Raw genomic sequence first — 18,247 nt, forward strand, 5'->3', positions numbered from 1 at the left:
ACCTCACTCCGGATGGGTACGGTGGGTGGCTGATTGTCGGCCGAAGGAGTGTTTTACCAGTGGTGCAGGGCGGGCCAGCGGTTCCCGACGAGTCACAGCGTCCGGGGGTGAGCGCGGCCGTTCTGTCCGAGGGGCACGAGCTGCGCACGTCGCCGGAGCCGAGACCCGCGGACAGACCCTCCCGGGGCGCGCGGCTGCTCGACCGGCTGCTCGCGTCCCGCGCAGATCTTGCGGTCGCCGTCCTCTATCTCACTGCCGCTGTGTACGTACTGTCCGGGCAGTGGCGCGACACCGCGCACGGATACCTGGTGAAGAGTGGCCAGGACCAGTCGATGTGGGAGTGGTTCTTCGCCGAAACCGCACATGCGGTGATCCATCGGCACAACCCGCTGGGCACGAATCTGCAGAACTATCCCGACGGCGTGAACATGATGGCCAATACCGCCATGTTCGGCGTCGGGATTCCGTTGACGCCGGTGACCGTGCTGTTCGGCCCGACCGTCACCTTCGCGCTCGTGCTCACCCTGGGTCTCGCCGGAACCGGTTTCGCCTGGTACTGGCTATTCTCGCGGGAGTTGGTGCGATCCCGTTTCGCCGCCGCCCTGGGCGGCGCGTTCTGCGGCTTCGCACCCGCGATGATCTCGCATGCCAACGCCCACCCCAATTTCGTCGGTCTGGCGATCCTGCCGGTGCTCGCGATCCTGCTCGTCCGGATGGCGCGCCGGGCCGCGTCCGACGAAACGGTGAGCCGGGCGCGGCAAATGCGAGAGGCCGTGGTGCTCGCGGTTCTGGTCGCGCTGCAGATCGCGCTCGGCGAGGAGCCGCTGCTGATCTTCGCCCTGGGCTTCGGCCTGTACGCCCTCGTCTACTACCTGCACGAACCTCGGACCGGGCTGCGGGTGGTACGTGCCGTGACGCCGACCCTGGCGCTGGCCGCGGTGATCACGGTGGCCGCCACGGCGATTCCGCTGTGGTGGCAGTTCTTCGGGCCGCAGAGTTACCGGTCCATCGATCACGGGCCGATGGGCAACGATCTCGAGGCGCTGGTCGAATTTCCCTCGCAATCGCTGGGCGGGGTCTTCGCCCCGGGCAAGACCCCGGCGATCAATCCGACCGAGGAGAACGCCTTCTTCGGCTGGCCGCTGCTGGCCTCGACCGCTGTGACCGCGGTCTGGCTGTGGCGCTCACGCCACCGCGACTATCGGGCGATTCGCGCGGCCACGACGGTGATCGTCGTGTTCAGCGTCCTGTCGCTGGGCGTATCGCTGCGAATCGGCAGGTCCGATACCGGGATCACCCTCCCGTGGCACTGGCTCGACCACGTGCCGCTGCTGAACACCGTGCTGGAGACGCGTTTCACCATGGCCGCGATTCCGGCGCTCGCGGTGATCCTGGCGCTGGGGACGCAGCGAATCCTCGAGTACGCCGGCACCAGCACGAACGACCTGCGGCCGGCGATCTGGTTCACCGCCGTCGCGCTGGCACTGGTCCCGCTGGTCCCCACCGTGCTGCCGGTGACCCATCGCGATCCGACGCCGCGGTTCTTCACCGACGGCACGGTCGGCCGCTATGTCGGCGACGGCTCGGTCGTCATCGCGCCGCCGCCGACCCGGCTCGACGCCCAGCCGCTGAACTGGCAGGTCGATGCCCATTTCGGCTTTCCGCTCGCGGGCGGCTATTTCGTCGGGCCGACGGCCGACAAGAAGGGCCGCTACGGTCCCGACGATCGGCCGACCGCGACGCTGTTGATGCGGGCGCAGAAAACCGATCGGATCCAGCCGGTCGATTCCCGGGCGAGGGCGCAAGCGCTGACCGATCTGGCCTACTGGCACGCCGACGTGGTCGTCCTGCCGCCCACCGAACACGGCGGGGCGATCCGCGCGACCCTCGACCAGCTGCTCGGCATCCCGGGGCAGGTGGTCGACGGTGTCGTCGTCTGGGATGTGCGCGGACTGCGGTGATGCGCCCTGCCACCTCCGGGCCCGTCGCTCCGGTCGCCTAGCATCGCTGGGTGCGCGCAGACTCTCCAGCGTTTCCCCGCATCCGCGTGATCGCCCTTCTTTCGGGCTTGATCGCCGTCGCCCTCGCGGTGCTCACACCGCTGCTACCGGTGCGGGAGGACCGGGCGAGCCTGGATTGGCCGCAGCCGCAATCGGTCCCGGTGAACGCGCCACTGGTGTCGTATGTGCCGCTCACCGTCGACGCCTCGCTGCCGTGCAGCGCGCTACGCGAACTACCCAGCGGCACGGTCTTGTCCACGGTGCCCGCCGACGCACCCAATGCCTCTGCGAAGGGTCTGATCGCCAAGGTCACCGACGAGCCGGGTGGGCGCACACTCTCGGTGCTGCTGCGCGATATTCCGCTGCTCTCGGCGCCGCTGGCCGAGGTGGGTGGCTGCGCGCGCTTCGTCGTCACCTCCACGGCCCAGGCCACGACGGCCGAATTCACCGGTGTGACACGGCAGGACGGCACACCGTTCACCAATACCGTCGGCGGCGATGTGCGACCCCAAATCGTCGGCGTCTTCACCGATCTGACGCGAGCGCAGCTCGGTGACGCCCACCTGCACGCCGCCATCGACTCGCGCTTCTCGTCGACGCCGAGCCCGCTGAAGCTGGCCGCGATCATCGGCGCGGTCGTCTTCACCCTCATAGCACTGATCTGCCTGCACCTGATCGATACCGCCGACGGACGACGACCGCGCCGCTTCCTGCCGGCCCACTGGTGGCGGGTCACCGTCACGGATGTGGTGGTGCTGGGCACCCTGGTGGTCTGGCACATCATCGGCGCCAACACCTCCGACGACGGCTACATCCTGAATATGGCCCGGGCGTCGAAACATTCGGGCTATATGGCCAACTACTACCGCTGGTTCGGAGTGGCCGAGGCACCCTTCGGCTGGCCGTACGAGGTGCTGGCGTGGATGACCCGGGTGAGCGACACCGGTTGGTGGATGCGGTTGCCGGCCCTGCTGGCCGGCGTGCTGTGCTGGCTGGTGATCAGCCGGGAAGTGCTGCCGCGCCTGGGTTCTCGCGTCCGCCGCGACACCGTGGCGCTGTGGACGGCGGGGCTGGTGTTCCTGGTCGCCTGGCTGCCCTACGACAACGGCCTGCGCCCGGAACCGCTGATCGCCCTGGGCGCGCTGCTGACCTGGTGCTCGATCGAACGCTCGATCGCGACCGGACGACTGCTGCCCGCCGCGATCGCGGTGTTGATCGCGGCGTTCTCGCTCGCCGCCGGGCCGACCGGCCTGATCTGCATCGCCGCCCTGGTCGCCGGCTCGCGACCGGTCCTGCAGCACATCATCTCCCGCGCCCGCGGCGGCGGTTCGGCCCGCGCGGCGGTACTGCGGTACGGCGCCCTGCTCGCACCGGGCGCGGCCGCCGGAGCACTGGTCCTGGTGGTGGTCTTCGCCGATCAGACACTGGCCTCGGTGATGGAGGCGACCCGGGTCCGCAAGATCATCGGACCGAATGTGGCCTGGTTCGACGAGCGGACCCGCTGGGATTCGCTGCTGATGCTGGCGCCGGACGGCTCGCTGGCCCGCCGGTTCGGCATTCTCGGCATGCTGCTGTGCCTGCTGGTGTGCGTTCTGGTCATGTTGCGCAAGAACGGCCGCATTCCGGGTACCTCGAAGGGCCCTTCGGCCCGCATCCTCGGCATCGTGTTCATGTCGCTGCTGCTGATGATGTTCACGCCCACCAAGTGGACCCACCACTTCGGCGTCTATGCCGGATTGGCCGGTTCGCTCGCGGCGCTGACCGCGGTCGCGGTGGGTATCAACGGAATTCGCGCCCGCTACAACCGCTCGCTGTTCGCGGCCGCGGTGTTCTTCCTGCTGGCGATCACGTTCACCGGATCCAACGGCTGGTGGTACGTCTCCAGCTACGGTGTGCCGTGGTACGACAAGGCGCCGCTGGTCGCGGGTAAGGGCCTCTCGACGCTGTTTCTCGGACTCGCGGTGCTGAGCCTGCTGCTGGCGGCGTATCAGTACTATCGCGAGCCGTATCGAAAGACCGAGGGCCGCAGGCGGTTCGACACCTGGGCGGTGCAACCGCTGACCATCGCGGCCGCGGTCATGGTGCTGTTCGAGGTCGCCTCCCTCGGCAAGGGCGCGATTACGCAATATCCGGCCTATTCCATCGCGAAGTCGAATATCCGTGCCCTGGGCGGACATCCCTGCTCCCTGGCCGACGCGGTACTCACCGAAACCGATACCGCCGATTCCCTGCTGCAGCCCTACTCCGGTTCCGCGGCCGATGCGCTCGGCGCCGACAGTGTGGGCTTCGACCCGAACGGTGTGGCCAAGGACTTGACCGCCGACGCCGAGGAGACGACCACCGGCGGCGCGAATTCGGTCAACGCCGATTCCGCGAACAAGACCACCCGCACCACCACCGCGGGCACCGGCGGCGGCACCACACAGCAGGCGGGCGTCAACGGCAGCACCGTCGCATTGCCGTTCGGTCTGGATCCGGCCCGCACACCGGTGCTGGGCAGCTACACCACCGGGACCAAACAGCAGGCGCATCTGACCTCGGGCTGGTACCGGATGGACCTGCCCGGCGCCCGCCAGGATCCGGACCGCAAGGTCCTGGTGGTCACCGCGGCCGGACGGATCAAATCGGTGAACGCCGACGGCGTGGTCACCTACGGCCAGGATCTGCGCGTCGAATTCGGCGACCGCGCCGCCGACGGCACCGTGCGGCCGCTGGGCTCGTTCGTGCCGCTGGATATCGGCGGCGCGCCGTCGTGGCGGAATATGCGGGTGCCGCTGGACCGCATTCCGGACGGGACCAACGCGGTGCGGATCGTGGCGGTCGCCAACGATCTGACGCCGCGGCAGTGGCTCGCGGTCACACCGCCACGCCTGCCGAAGCTCGCCACCCTCGATTCGGTGGTCGGACACACCGATCCCGTCCTCGAGGATTGGCACGTCGGCCTGGCCTTCCCCTGCCAGCGCCCGTTCGACCACAAGGACGGCGTGGCCGAGGTGCCGAAGTGGCGCATCCTGCCGGACCGGGTCGGTTCCGACGCCTCCAACGCCTGGCAGGACGATATCGGCGGCGGTCCACTGGGCTGGACCGGATTGTTGCTGTCGGCCCAGACCATCCCCGCCTATCTGAACGACGACTGGAGCCGCGACTGGGGTTCGCTGGAACGGTTCACCCCCTACGTCCCGGAGGCGCGCCAGGCCGATGTCGGGGTGACGGTTCGGACGCGCTGGGGCTGGGCCAAGGATGCGCCCATCAAAGTGAAATAGCAGGTCGACCGGTATGTAGCGGAAGTACGGGCAACGGTTCGGAAAATCGATAGGTCCGAACCGTTCCCGTGAACACGGTCACTCTCAGTGTGGGCAGATAACATCACCATCCGTGCCCGACGCCGCAACAGCTGTCTTGACCAAACCGCCGGTCGCCGAACAACCGGTGACGTCGCGCGATTTCCGCACCGCCCGGATGATCGCCGTGATCGCCGGCCTGCTCGGCGCGATCTTCGCGCTCGCCACCCCGTTTCTGCCGGTCCAGCAGACCACCGCCGAGGTGAACTGGCCGCAGGGCGGGAGCATCGGCAATGTCGAGGCGCCGCTGATGTCGCAGGTCCCGGTGGATCTGCGGGCATCCATCCCGTGTTCGACGGTGGCCGCGCTGCCCCAGGGCGGCATGCTGCTCAACACCGCGCCGCCGCAGGGCGACCGCTCCGCGCTCGAGGGCATGTTCGTGCGTGTCACCAGCGATTCGGTCGACGTGGTCGACCGCAACGCGATCGTCGCCTCCGCGAAGCGCAGCGAGCTCGAGCGCTGCACCGCCATCACCATCACCTCCGATATCGACCGCACCTACGCCCACTTCGAGGGCCTGACCAAGCAGGTCGAACGGCCCACCGCCGACGGCGGCACCGAAACCGTGACCGTGCCGGTGGACGGCGCCCTGCAGGGTGATCTGCGGCCGCAGGTGGTCGGCGTGTTCTCGGATCTGAAGGGCGCGGCGCCGGCCGGGCTGTCGTTCCACATGACCGTCGATTCCCGCTTCTCGTCCTCGCCGACCGTGATCAAACTGGTCGCGATGATCGCCGCGGTGCTGTGCACACTCATCGCGCTGGCCGCACTCGGCCGCCTCGACACCAGCGACGGCCGCGGCCACCGCCGCTTCTTCCCCGCGCACTGGCTGAAGCCGACCTGGGCCGACGGCGCGGTCCTGGGCATTCTGCTGGTGTGGCACTTCATCGGCGCCAATACCTCCGACGACGGCTACATCCTGACCATGGTGCGAGTGGCACCGCACGCGGGCTATCTGGCCAACTACTTCCGCTGGTACGGCGTGCCGGAGGCGCCGTTCGGCTGGTACTACGACGTCATCCAGGTCTTCGCGCAGATCTCCACGGCCAGCCCGTGGGTGCGCATTCCCGCGCTGCTGTGCGGAGTCCTGTGCTGGATGGTGATCAGCCGCGAGGTGGTGCCACGACTGGGCCGCAGCGTGCGGACCTCGAAGGTCGCGCTGTGGACCGGCGGGCTGGTGTTCCTCGCCTTCTGGCTGCCCTACGACAACGGCCTGCGCTCGGAGCCGATCGTCGCGCTGGGCGCGCTGCTGACCTGGGTGTCCATCGAACGCGCGATCGCCACCGGACGCCTGTTGCCCGCCGCCGGCGCGGTACTGGTCGCGGCGTTCACCCTCGCCGCGGCGCCGACCGGCCTGATGTGTGTGGCCGCCCTGCTCGCCGGTATCCGGCCGCTGATTCGAATCGTGGTGCGCCGCAAGCGCGACCTGCAGGCGCGTGCCGGTAGCGGCTGGCGCGCTTCGGGATTCGTATCCTCACTACCGTTGCTGGCGCCGATCGCGGCGGCCGGTTTCCTGGTGCTCACCGTCGTCTACAGCGACCAGACCTTCGCCGGGATCCAGGAGGCCAACCGCGTGCGGCGCCTCACCGGTCCGAACCTGGCCTGGTACGAGGACTACCTGCGCTACTACTACCTGTTCGTGCAGACCGTCGACGGCTCGGTCTCGCGCCGGTTCGCCTTCATCGTGATGATCCTGTGCCTGATCACCACCGCCCTGGTGTTGTTGCGGCGCAAGCAGATTCCCGGCATCTCCAGCGGTCCGACCTGGCGGTTGATCGGGGTGGTCTGCGGAACCATCTTCTTCATGATGTTCAACCCGACCAAGTGGACCCACCACTTCGGCGCGTACGCGGGCATCGCGGGTGCGCTCGCGGCGGTGACCGCGGTCGCGGTTTCGGCGACGGCGCTGCGGTCGCGCAAGAACCGCTCGATCTTCCTGGCCGCTCTGTTGTTCGCTCTGGCGCTGTCGTTCTCCGGCACCAACGGCTACTGGTACGTCTCGAGTTACGGCGTGCCGTGGTTCGACAAGACGGTCTCCTTGCACGGCTTCCAGTCCAACACGCTGATGCTGGTGCTGTTCGGCCTCGCGCTCGCGGTGGTGGCCTGGCAGGCGCTGCGCGAGGGTTACGCCAAACCGCCGGAGAGTTCGAAATCCTCGCGCGGCAAGCGCATTCGCCGGTTCGCGGCCATTCCGCTGACGCTCGTCGCCGCGGCGATGGTGTTGTTCGAGGTGCTGTCGCTGGCCAAGGGCGCTGTGACCCAGTACCCGGCCTACTCACTGGCCCGCGGCAACGTCGACGCGGTCGACGGCAACCGCTGCGGAATCGCCGATGACGTTCTGGTCGAGTCGAACCCGAACCAGGGCCGGTTGAATCCGATCATCGATCCCGCGCATCCGCCCAAGGACAACGATCCGCTGGCCGGTGTCGACCCGACCGGCTTCGATCCCAACGGCGTGCCGACCGATCTGAAAGCCGATGCGGTGGAGGTGAAGCCGGGCACCGGTAACACCTCCAACCAGTCGGTGGGCGCGAACTTCGCCGAGGGACAGAACGCGGGCACCGGCGGCGGCACCTCGAAAGAGGCCGGGATCAACGGCTCCACGGTGGCACTGCCCTACGGCCTCGACCCGAAGGCGACCCCGGTGATGGGCAGCTATCAGCAGGGCCTGCAGCAGCCCGCGCATCTGACCTCGAGCTGGTACGAACTGCCCGCTCGCTCGGCCGATGCACCGCTGGTGGTCATCTCCGCGGCCGGCCGCATCCTGTCCTTCGACCAGACCGGGGCGCTGCAGTACGGCCAGGACCTGAAGCTCGAGTACGGCAAACGCCAGCCCGACGGTTCGGTGAAATTCGAGGGCAGCTACGTCCCGCGCGATATCGGCCCGGCGCCGTCGTGGCGCAACCTGCGCGTTCCGCTGTCGGAGATCGCCGCGGACGCCGATGCGGTGCGGATCTCGGCTAATCGCAATGTGCTGATCGGTGACCAGTGGCTGGCGTTCACACCGCCGCGAGTGCCGAAGATGGTCACGCTGAACAACTTCCTGGGCTCCGAGCAGCCGGTGCTCGAGGACTGGGCGGTGGGCCTGCAGTTCCCGTGCCAGAACCCGTTCCCGCACCGTTACGGCGTGGCGAGCATGCCGAACTACCGCATCCTGCCCGACCGCCCGCTCGCGGTGAGCTCGACCGACACCTGGCAGGCCGAGGAATTCGGCGGCCCGCTCGGTTTCACCCAGATGCTGGCGAGCTCCACCACGATCCCGACCTATCTGAAGGACAACTGGGCTCGTGACTGGGGCACCTTGGAGCGCTACGACCGGTACTACACCGATGCCACACCGGCGAAGGTGGACACCGGCACCGCGACGCGCTCCGGATTCTGGAGTCCGGGACAGCTGCGCGTGTTCTGATCGTCGCTGCATACGACCACGGCGGGCGGCGCACATATCGTGCGCCGCCCGCCGTCGTCGTATGCAGCGATGTGGGATTGCCGGGCCGGGGCCTACACGTCGACGTGTTCGATCCACTCGTAGACCGGGAGATTGCCTTCGGGAGTGTCCTGGCGGCGTGGTGTGGATTTGAAACGTTCGTAGCCACCGGCGTTCTGCACGCGTAATTCGATGCCGGGTGGGGTGATGGGAACGATGCGGTGCGGCAGGTCGGCCGGCCCGCCTTCGAGTACAGCCTTCGGTGAGCTACCCATAGCTGAAGGCTCTCATATGGCGGCCCGCCGACCGAGCGATTCCACGAAAGACACGCGCTACCCGGCGTTCAACCGGACGTTACCCCGGCATACCCGCGACAGCGCCACCCGGACCGCTCGTGCGGTGCGGGCGGCGCTGTGCGCTCATGTGCCGCTCTACAGCGGCAGCAGGTGGTGTTTGCGGGGGTTGCGCTGCAGGCGCTTGTCCCGCAGCAGCGTCAGCGCCTTGCGGATCTCCAGGCGGGTCGCCGAGGGTTCGATGACCGCATCGATGTAGCCGCGCTCGGCCGCGGGCCACGGGGTGGCCGCGGTCGCGTTGTAGAAGTCGATCATCTGTTTGCGGATGGCCTCACGCTGATCCTCCGGCGCCGCCTCGAGCTGGCGACGGCCGACCAGGCCGACCGCCTGCTCCGCACCCATCACGGCGATCCGGGCGGTGGGCCAGGCGAAGTACACATCCGCGCCCAGGGCCTTGGACCCCATGACCGCCCAGCCGCCGCCGTAGGCCTTGCGAACCACGACGGTGACCTTCGGAACCGTCGCCTCCACGAAGGAGAACAAGAAGCGGCCGCCGCGCTTGATGACGCCGGCCTTCTCCTGCTCCAAACCGGGCATGAAGCCGGGCGTGTCCACAACCAGCACCAGCGGAATTTCGAACGCATCGCACATCCGCACGAAATGCGAGGCCTTGTCGGACGCCTTGGCGTCGAGCGCACCCGCCAGGTACATCGGCTGGTTGGCGACGACGCCGACCGACCGGCCGTCGACCCGGGCGAAACCGGTGATGATGTTGCGGGCCATATCGGACCCGACCTCGTGGAAGCCGCCGTCGTCGAAGATCCGCAGCAGCACCTCGTGCATGTCGTAGCTGGCGTTGTCGGAGTCGGGGACGAAGCTGTCGAGTTCCAGATCGGTTTCGGTGATCTCGGGCTCGAGGCCCGGATTGACGATCGGCGGCTCCTCCTGGCAGCTCGACGGGAGGAAGCTCAGATATTCGCGCGCCCACTCGAACGCCGCCTTCTCATCCTTGGCGACGTGGTGGATATTGCCCCAATCGGCCTGGTTGTAGGCGCCGCCCAGCTCGTCGGCGCTTACGTCCTCACCGGTGGCCTCGCGAGTGATCTGTGGGCCGGTGACGAACATGTGCGCGGATGCGGTGGCGATCACGACATCCGTACAGATCGGCTGATATACCGCACCGGCGGCACAGTTGCCGAGGATCAGCGACACCATCGGCACCGCACCCGAGAGCGATTCCTGAACGATCGCCATCTCGCCGTACCAGCGCAGCGAGGTTACCGCCTCCTGCACGCGCGCGCCGCCGGAGTCGTTGATGCCGACCAGCGGGCAACCCATCTTGGCGGCGAAGCGCATGAGTGAGGCGACCTTGCGGCCGAACATCTCGCCGACCGTCCCGCCGTACACGGTCTGGTCGTGGGAGAACACCGCCACCGGCCGACCTTCCACCAGCCCGTGGCCGGTGACCACACCGTCGCTGTACAGCGAGTTCTTGTCCGCCGGATTGCGAACCAGCGCACCGATTTCCACGAAGGTACCCGGGTCCAGCAGCATGTTGATCCGCTCGCGCGGCGAGGGGATACCTTTCTTGGCCCGCTTGGCAATCCCCGCTTCGCCGGCCGGCTCCTGCGCGAGTTCCAGCTTCTTCCGCAGGTCGGCAAGCCTCTCGGCGGTCGTACTCACTGCTCTCCCTTCCCGGGCGCATCGTCGGCTTCGGTGCTGATCGCGGCCAGTTTCCGGGTGAGGTCGGCACCGATCTGCGCGACGCGCGGTTCATCGATGATCTGGAGGTGGTCACCCGGGATGTGGATGACTTCCAGGTTGGGGATGTAGTCGTCCCATCCGCCGTTCGGCTTGCGTTCGGCGAAACGAGGCTCGAGCTCGATCATGCCGTCGTGATACCGATCGGCCAGATAGAGAACGACATCGCCCTCGTAGTGAGACGGCTGGGCCTTCTCCAACTCACGGCTTTCGATCCACGAGTAACGCTGGTGTTCGATGACACCACCCGGGATCTTCACGTCAGCGAATTTCAGCAAATCCGTGACGATTTTGAACTGCTCCTCGTCGGACGCCTCCGCGAGTTCCTGCAGCATCTCGTCGTCCAGTTCGCCTTGAATGCCGTAAGTCTTCTGCGCAAAGGCTTGGAAACGCTCGATGCGGCCGCGCCGTCCCTGAGGACTGTTGTCCTCATCCTGGGTAGGCAGAGCCAAGTCGATCAGGCCGACCAGACGGACGTCCGCACCCTCCGAACGAAGGATCTGTGCCACCTGCAAAGCCAGGACCGCACCCAGTGACCACCCGTAGAACACGTACGGGCCAGCGGGCTCGATTTCCCGAATCTTGGTGACGTACTGACGCGCCCGTTCCTCGATGGAACCGTCGACCCGCTCGAAGCCGTACATCGGAGTACTCTCCGGCAGCCGCTTCAGCAGGGGTTCGTAAACGAGCGTATTACCGCCGGAGGGATGGAATACGAAGACCGGCACAGCTTTCGAGCCTTCGGCTCGCGGCCGCAGGGGCCGTACGAATCCTTCGACGTCACCGCTGTTGTCCTGGTGTACCCGGACGATATCCGACAGTTGCTCGATGGTTTCGCAATCGAGCACATCCTCGACGTCGATCGTCGCGCCGACCCGATCCGACAGGCGCGCGGCCAGCTTCTCCGCGGTCTCCTCGTCGAGGATCGGCAGGGTGTTGAAGATGCCGCCGGCCGACTTACCGGTCACCATCGCCCAAGCCGCGAAGGTCAACCGCTCGGCCGCATCACGCGGGGGCACATCGGATTCCGGTTCCTTGGTGCCCGCGTCTCGGCCGCCGCCGAACACTGCCGCCGCCTGCGCGGGAGCGGTGCCGTTCTCGGATCCGGTCTTCGCATCGACCGCGTCGCCGGCGGGAGCAACCGTCTCGGCCGGCTTCGGCTCGGCGGCCTGCACCTGCTGCTTCACCGCCGCGGCCGGGTCCTCCCCGGCCTCCATCGCCGCGCGCGCGGCGGCGACGAAGTTGTCGTCCACGGTGAGCGAACCACCTTCGGCGGCTTGCTTTTCCGCCATCGCCGCGACCTGGTCGCGGTGCTCGATCGCGTAGCGCAGCACCTTGCCGACCTCGTTGAGGCTGGCATCGCGCACCGCGGAGACCTGCAGCGACGGGATGTCGAATTCGTATTCGACGCGGTTCTTGATCCGCATCGCCATCAGCGAGTCGAGCCCCAGCTCCATCAGCGGGATCTCCATCGGCAGATCCTCCACGGCATAACCCATGGATTCCGCGGCGATGGTGGCCAGGCGCTCCTCGACGGTCTGCGTACCGTTCGGATCCCAGCGTTCGCCGAAGCTCTCCGCGACGACGAGATCGGCTGTGCCGCTGTCCGTCTCGGCCGGAGCGGGAGCGGGCTGGACCGCGGGAGCCGGAGTTCCGTTGCCGGACGGCGCGCTCGCGGTGACCACCGCATCGAACAGCAGCCGGAACGCATTGCCCTCGCGGACGTGCACCTGCACCGAGGCTCCGCCCGGATGCGGGGTGAGCGTCGTGGTCAGGGTGCCGGACGCCGGCAGCGGGGAATGCGCGACGGTCGCACCCAGTGCCACCTCCGACAACACCTGCGCCGCAGCCGCATTCACCAGACCGGCCAGATCGGTGACCGCCGAGGCCGCGACCTCCCAGGCGTGGCGGCCGTCGGGCAGCGCCACGTGCGCACCGGGTGCGCGACCGCTGCCCGAACCCGTCGCGATGCTGACCTTGGGCCAGTACTCCTTGCGCAGGAAGGCCGTTCGCGGCACGTCGGCGTAGTCACCGGCGGGCAGCAGCGACACCAGGTCGACCGGATGGCCCTGCACATACAGCTGGGCGAGCGCGGAGATGACGCCCGCGGCCTCGTCCTCCTTACGCTTGAGCGTGGGGATCAGGGCCGCGTTGTGCACACCGGCGGCGAAGGTCGTGCCCATGACCTGCATGAGCGCAACGGAATTCGGCGCCAGTTCCAGGTAGGTGGTGACGCCGGCGTCGACGGCGCGGCGGATCGCGTTGGTGAAGTACACCGAGCCGCGCATATTGGTCACCCAGTAATCGACATCGTGCACCGGGTCCGAACCGGCCTTGTACACGGTCGCCTTGTGCACGGTCGAGTAGAGATCCGTGGTCACCTTGGTCGGCTCGATACCGGCCAGCTCCGCGGCCAGCTCGCCCAGCAGCGGATCCATCTGCGAGGTGTGTCCCGCGCCGCGCGTCTGCAGTACCCGGGCGAATTTGCCCTCGGCCTCGGCGCGCGCCACGATCGCGTGCACCTGGTCGGGCGGCCCGCCGATCACGGTATTGGTCGGCGCGGCGTACACCGCCACCTCGAGATCCGGATACTCCGGCAGCACCTTCTCGATATCTTCGGCGCTGTACTCGACCAGGGCCATATTGCGCACCTGGTCGTCGGTGATCATCTGCTCGCCCTCGCCCATCAGCCGCGAGCGTGCGCAGATCACCCGCACCGCGTCCTCGAGTGGGAGGCCACCGGAGATGTAGGCACCGGCCGCCTCACCCTGCGAATGTCCCACCACGCCCGCCGGTTCGGCGCCGTGCGCACGCAGCAGCGCGGCCAGACCGAGCTGGATGGTGAACACACCCACCTGCGAGGTGCCCACATCCCAGTCCTGGGCGTCGTCGAGGATCATCTCCTTGACCGAATATCCGGCCTCGTCGACAACCAGTTCGTCGACCTCGTCCACGGTCCGGGCGAAGATCGAATTCTCCAGATAGAGCTGCTTACCCATCTTCCGGTGGTGCGAGCCGAATCCGGCCAGCACCCACATCGGGCCCTGGGCGGCCGGGGAATCGGCGGTGAACACACCCGGTCCCGGCTTACCGGCGGCGATGGCGCGCAAGCCGGCCACTGCCTCCTCGTGCGTCTTCGCCAGCACCACGCCGCGCGAACGCCCGTGGTTGCGCTTGGCCAGCGACCGTGCCACATCCTCGAGCGGAGTCGCCTGTCCCGCTTCGGATTCCAGCCAGTCGGCGAGGTCGCTCGCGGCCCGGCGACGGCGCGACGGCAGGTAGGCCGAAACCGGCAGGATCACCGGCAGGGGCTCGGTGCGTTCCTGCGTCCACTCGGCAGCCTCGGCGACGGGCTCGGGTTCGGCCAGCGGATCGTTGCCCTCGATGATGGCCTCGGCACCGGCGAGCACATCGGTCGCCTCGTTGTCGAGTTCGGCGTCGAGCTCGGTTTCGGCCGAAGTACCCTGCGCCGCATCGTCTTTCACCTCGGTGGCGGCGGCCGGTACGTATTCCTGGATGACCACGTGCGCGTTGGTGCCACCGAATCCGAATCCGGAGACACCGATGGTGGCGGTACCGCTGTAGCGCGGGAATTCGGTCGGCTCGTCGACGACCTTCAGGTGTGCCTGATCGAACGGAATGAAGGGGCTCGGCCCCGCATAGCCGATATTCGGCGGAATGACGTTGTGCTGCAAAGCCAGAATCGCCTTGGCGAGGGCGGCGGCGCCGGCGCCGGATTCGAGATGTCCGAAGTTGGTCTTCGCCGAACCCAGCAGCGCCGGCTTGTCGTCTTCGCGCCCACGGCCGACCACCCGGCCGAGCGCGTCGGCCTCGATCGGATCACCGATCGGGGTACCGGTGCCGTGTGCCTCGATGTAGTCGACGGTCGAGGGCGCGATACCGGCATCCCGGTACGCGCGGCGCAGGACATCGACCTGGGCATCCGGATTCGGGGCGACGATGCCGTTGGAACGGCCGTCGGAGTTGACGGCAGTGCCCTTTACCACCGCGAGAATTCGGTCTCCGTCGCGTTCGGCGTCGGCCAGGCGCTTGAGCACCACCATGCCGGCGCCCTCACTGCGGACCATGCCGTCGGCATCGGAGGAAAACGCTTTGATGTGGCCGTCTTTCGCGACCGCGCCGATGGAGTCGAATCCGAGCGTGATCGCGGGGGCCAGCAGCATGTTCACACCACCGGCCAGCGCCACGTCGGCGTCGCCGTTGCGCAGGGCACGCACCGCGTCGTGCACCGCTACCAGGGTCGAGGAGCACGCGGTGTCCACGGCTACCGAAGGACCGCGGAAATCGTAGAAGTACGACACCCGGTTGGCGACGATCGCGGTGGAGCCGCCCGTGAGGGCGTAGGCATCGGCCGAGGCCGGAGCGTCGGCGTCCGACTTGCCCAGCCCCAGTGCGGCGATCAACGAGAAATCGTTGGTCGAGGTGCCGATGAACACGCCGACCGATTCACCCTTGAGGGTATTCGCCGGAATTCGCGCGTGTTCCAACGCTTCCCAGGTCAGCTCCATCATGAGCCGCTGCTGCGGATCGACGCGCTCGACCTCGACCGGCGACATCGCGAAGAACTCCGCGTCGAAGCCCTTGATCACATCCTGGTCGAGATAGCCGCCGAGGGTATTGCCGTTCTCGACGGCCGCCGCGATATCCGGATCGGCCAGGAATTCGGACCAGCGGCCCTCGGGCAGCTCCCGGATGCCGTCGCCCCGGTTGATCAGGAAATCCCAGGTCGACTCCGGCGTATCGCCTGCTCCGGGCAATCGCGTGGACAGACCGACGATGGCGATATCGTGCGCCGCCCCCGGCTGGTATCCGGCGGTGTAGAAGGAGTCGTCGGCCGCCTCCTCCGGCGCCTCCGGCTCACCGTTGATGATCCGCTCGGCGAGCGCCGCGATCGTCGGGTGCTGATACACGATCGTCGCGTTCAGCAGGACGCCGGTGAGCTCTTCGATATCACCGCCCAGGGCGATCGCGTCACGGGAGGCCAGGCCGAATTCCTCCATCGGCCGGTCGACCGTGATCTGCTCCACGGGCTGGCCGGTGGCGTCGGCGACCCAGCGCTGCAGCCACTCGCGCAGCTCGGCCACCGACATATCGGTGCCGCCGGATTTCGCCGCGCCGCCCGGTTCGGTCACACTCTGTTCGGTCGCAGTGGTCTGCTGCTCCACCTCGGCGTTCGCGTCGCCGGTGGTTGCCGTCGTCTGGGTGCCCTCGTTGTCAGCCATCAATTCCTCAAGCTACCTGTGTGCGAATGTTGCGCGGGCGGGGATTGACAGCCGATTCGCCGTCATGTGGATAAGTCGCGGGTTGTGGACAACCCGCCGGCAGATCGCGTCCCCCGGCGAATTCCACACCGCTGCGGGCTGCCGGCCGGCCCGTCGAACGGGCACGTCACAGCGACCAACGGACCGGCCGGGGCGACGAGAAACCCCGATCTCGGAACGGTGGGAATTCACCGGGAACACGACTTACTCTTCGTCCGGTGCGTCGGGGAAGGCCTGCTGCTGATAGCCGCCGCGCAGGGTGCCCTCCAGATACGCGGCCCGGCACGCCCGGCGTGCCAGCTTGCCGCTCGAGGTACGCGGAATCGAACCGGCGGGCACCAGCAGCACGTCACGCACGGTCACGCCGTGACGCTGCGACAGCGCACCGCGCACCGCGTCGGCGATCGGCTGCGGGTCGGCCTTGTGCGCGCCCGGGCCCCGCTCGGCCACGATCACCAGCTGCTCGGAGGCGTCGTCGGCGTCGTACTTGAGACCGGCGTGGCTGTCCGAGGCGAAGACCTCGGCCGGCAGCTGGTTGGCCGGCACCGAGAACGCCGCGATGAAGCCCGGGCGCAGCATCTTGCTGGCCTCCTGCGCGGAGAACTCCAGATCCTGCGGGTAATGGTTGCGGCCGTCGACGATCACCAGGTCCTTGACGCGGCCGGTGATGTACAGCTCGCCGTCGACGTAGACGCCGTAGTCGCCGGTGCGCAGCCAGATCGCGTCGTCGGGGGTGCCGGCGGCGTGCGAGCCCTCGGCCTGGCGGTTGGTCAGCAGGTTCTTGAAGGTCTTGCGAGTTTCCTCCTCGCGACCCCAGTAACCGATGCCGATGTTGTTGCCGTGCAACCAGATTTCGCCGACGCGGCCCTCGGGCAGCTCCTGCGCGCCCTCGGGGCTGTCGATGGATTCGGGGTCGACGATCGCGGCCCACTGCGACAGCGCGATGTAGCCACAGCTCACCTGCGCGATCGCGTTCGGCGCGCCCTGGTCGACCTTCGCCACGCGGCCGGCGTTGAGTTCGTTGCGGTCGACGTAGATGACCTTGGCCTCGTCCTCGGCCCGCGTCGCGGAGACGAACAGGGTCGCCTCGGCCATGCCGTAGCAGGGCTTGATCGCGGTCTTGGGCAGCCCGTAGGGGGCGAAGGCCTCGTTGAACTTCTTCATCGACGAGGTGGTCACCGGCTCACTGCCGTTGATCAGGCCAATCACGTTCGACAGATCCAGCGTTTCGCCGTTCTTCGGCAGACCGCGCGCCGCGGCGTGCTCGAAGGCGAAGTTCGGCGCGGCGGCGAAGGTGCCGGCACCGTCGGATACCGCGGCGAGCTCGGAGATCCAGCGACCCGGGCGCCGGACGAAGGCGCTCGGCGACATGATGGTGATGTACTTACCGCCGATCGCCGGCAGGATCACGCACAGCAGGCCCATGTCGTGGTACAGCGGCAGCCAGGTGACACCGCGCGAGTTCCAGTCCAGATTGATGGCGTGAACCATCTGCAGCAGGTTGGTGCCGACCGCGCGGTGGGTGATCTCCACGCCGGCCGGGGTCCGGGTCGAACCCGAGGTGTACTGCAGGTAGGCGATGTCGTCGACGGCCAGATTCGGCCGCACCCAGGACTCGCCGAGAGTGTCGGGCACCGCGTCGACGGCGATGATGCGCGGACGCTGCGCGGCCGGCAGCGGCCGGAAGAACTGGCGCACGCCGGCGGCCGAGGAGCTGGCCGTCAGAATCGCCGACGGCTTGCAGTCGCCCAGTACGGCGTGCAGGCGGTCGGTGTGGCCCGGCTCGTCCGGATCGAACAGCGGCACCGCGATGGTGCCGGCGTAGATGGCGGCGAAGAAGGAGATCACATAGTCCAGGCCCTGCGGCGCCAGGATCGCCACCCGGTCGCCGGGTTTGGTCACCTGTTGCAGGCGAGCGGCCACCGCGCGCAGCCGGACGCCGAATTCCTTCCAGGTCAGGTCCTGATACTCCCCGTCGCGCTCGCGGGAGTAGTCGATATAGCGATACGCAAGATCGTTCGCATCGTTGCGGGTGTGCTTCTCGACGTAATCGACCAGGGTGCGGCCCTCGGGAATTGCGATGTTCCCGGTTTCGTCCAGGTAGTCGTCGAAAGTCTCGTCCGTCATTCCTTCTCCTCCGAGGCAC

General features: G+C 67.8%; 7 protein-coding genes. 3 read left to right on the top strand and 4 right to left on the bottom strand.

Features of this window, described 5'->3' with window-relative positions:
- The first annotated feature begins 107 nt into the window (after positions 1–107).
- The 3 genes from NN2_RS26350 (at position 108) to NN2_RS26360 (ending at position 8,747) form a co-directional block, all read left to right on the top strand.
- Positions 108–1,961, top strand: coding sequence for a DUF6541 family protein (locus tag NN2_RS26350; protein ID WP_155525839.1), 1,854 nt, complete (start codon positions 108–110; stop codon positions 1,959–1,961).
- Between the two features lie 50 nt (positions 1,962–2,011).
- Positions 2,012–5,263 carry an arabinosyltransferase domain-containing protein gene (locus NN2_RS26355; RefSeq protein ID WP_063016835.1) on the top strand — a complete coding sequence of 1,084 codons (3,252 nt, stop codon included), beginning with the start codon at positions 2,012–2,014 and terminating at the stop codon, positions 5,261–5,263.
- Positions 5,264–5,375: 112 nt separating this feature from the next.
- Positions 5,376–8,747, top strand: a complete 3,372-nt coding sequence (locus NN2_RS26360; protein ID WP_439955867.1) for an arabinosyltransferase domain-containing protein — start codon at positions 5,376–5,378, stop codon at positions 8,745–8,747.
- A gap of 92 nt (positions 8,748–8,839) precedes the next feature.
- Here the strand turns inward: NN2_RS26360 and NN2_RS26365 are convergent, their stop codons facing one another.
- The 4 genes from NN2_RS26365 to fadD32 form a co-directional block, all read right to left on the bottom strand.
- On the bottom strand, positions 8,840–9,040 hold the full coding sequence (locus tag NN2_RS26365; RefSeq protein ID WP_036497026.1) for a DUF5988 family protein: 201 nt from the start codon (positions 9,038–9,040) through the stop codon (positions 8,840–8,842).
- Between the two features lie 156 nt (positions 9,041–9,196).
- Positions 9,197–10,741: an acyl-CoA carboxylase subunit beta gene (locus tag NN2_RS26370; protein ID WP_030516810.1), complete on the bottom strand. Its 1,545-nt coding sequence runs from the start codon at positions 10,739–10,741 to the stop codon at positions 9,197–9,199.
- Positions 10,738–15,930 (bottom strand): polyketide synthase Pks13, encoded by a 5,193-nt coding sequence (pks13, locus tag NN2_RS26375; protein WP_063016874.1) that lies wholly within the window; start codon positions 15,928–15,930, stop codon positions 10,738–10,740. Before pks13 ends, NN2_RS26370 begins: the two co-directional genes overlap by 4 nt.
- Positions 15,931–16,305: 375 nt before the next feature.
- Entirely contained in the window at positions 16,306–18,228 is a 1,923-nt protein-coding gene (gene fadD32 / locus NN2_RS26380) for a long-chain-fatty-acid--AMP ligase FadD32 (RefSeq protein ID WP_193615461.1), read from the bottom strand.
- Positions 18,229–18,247 lie beyond the last annotated feature (19 nt).

Source organism: Nocardia nova NBRC 15556, assembly GCF_001613005.1.
GTDB lineage: Bacteria > Actinomycetota > Actinomycetes > Mycobacteriales > Mycobacteriaceae > Nocardia > Nocardia nova.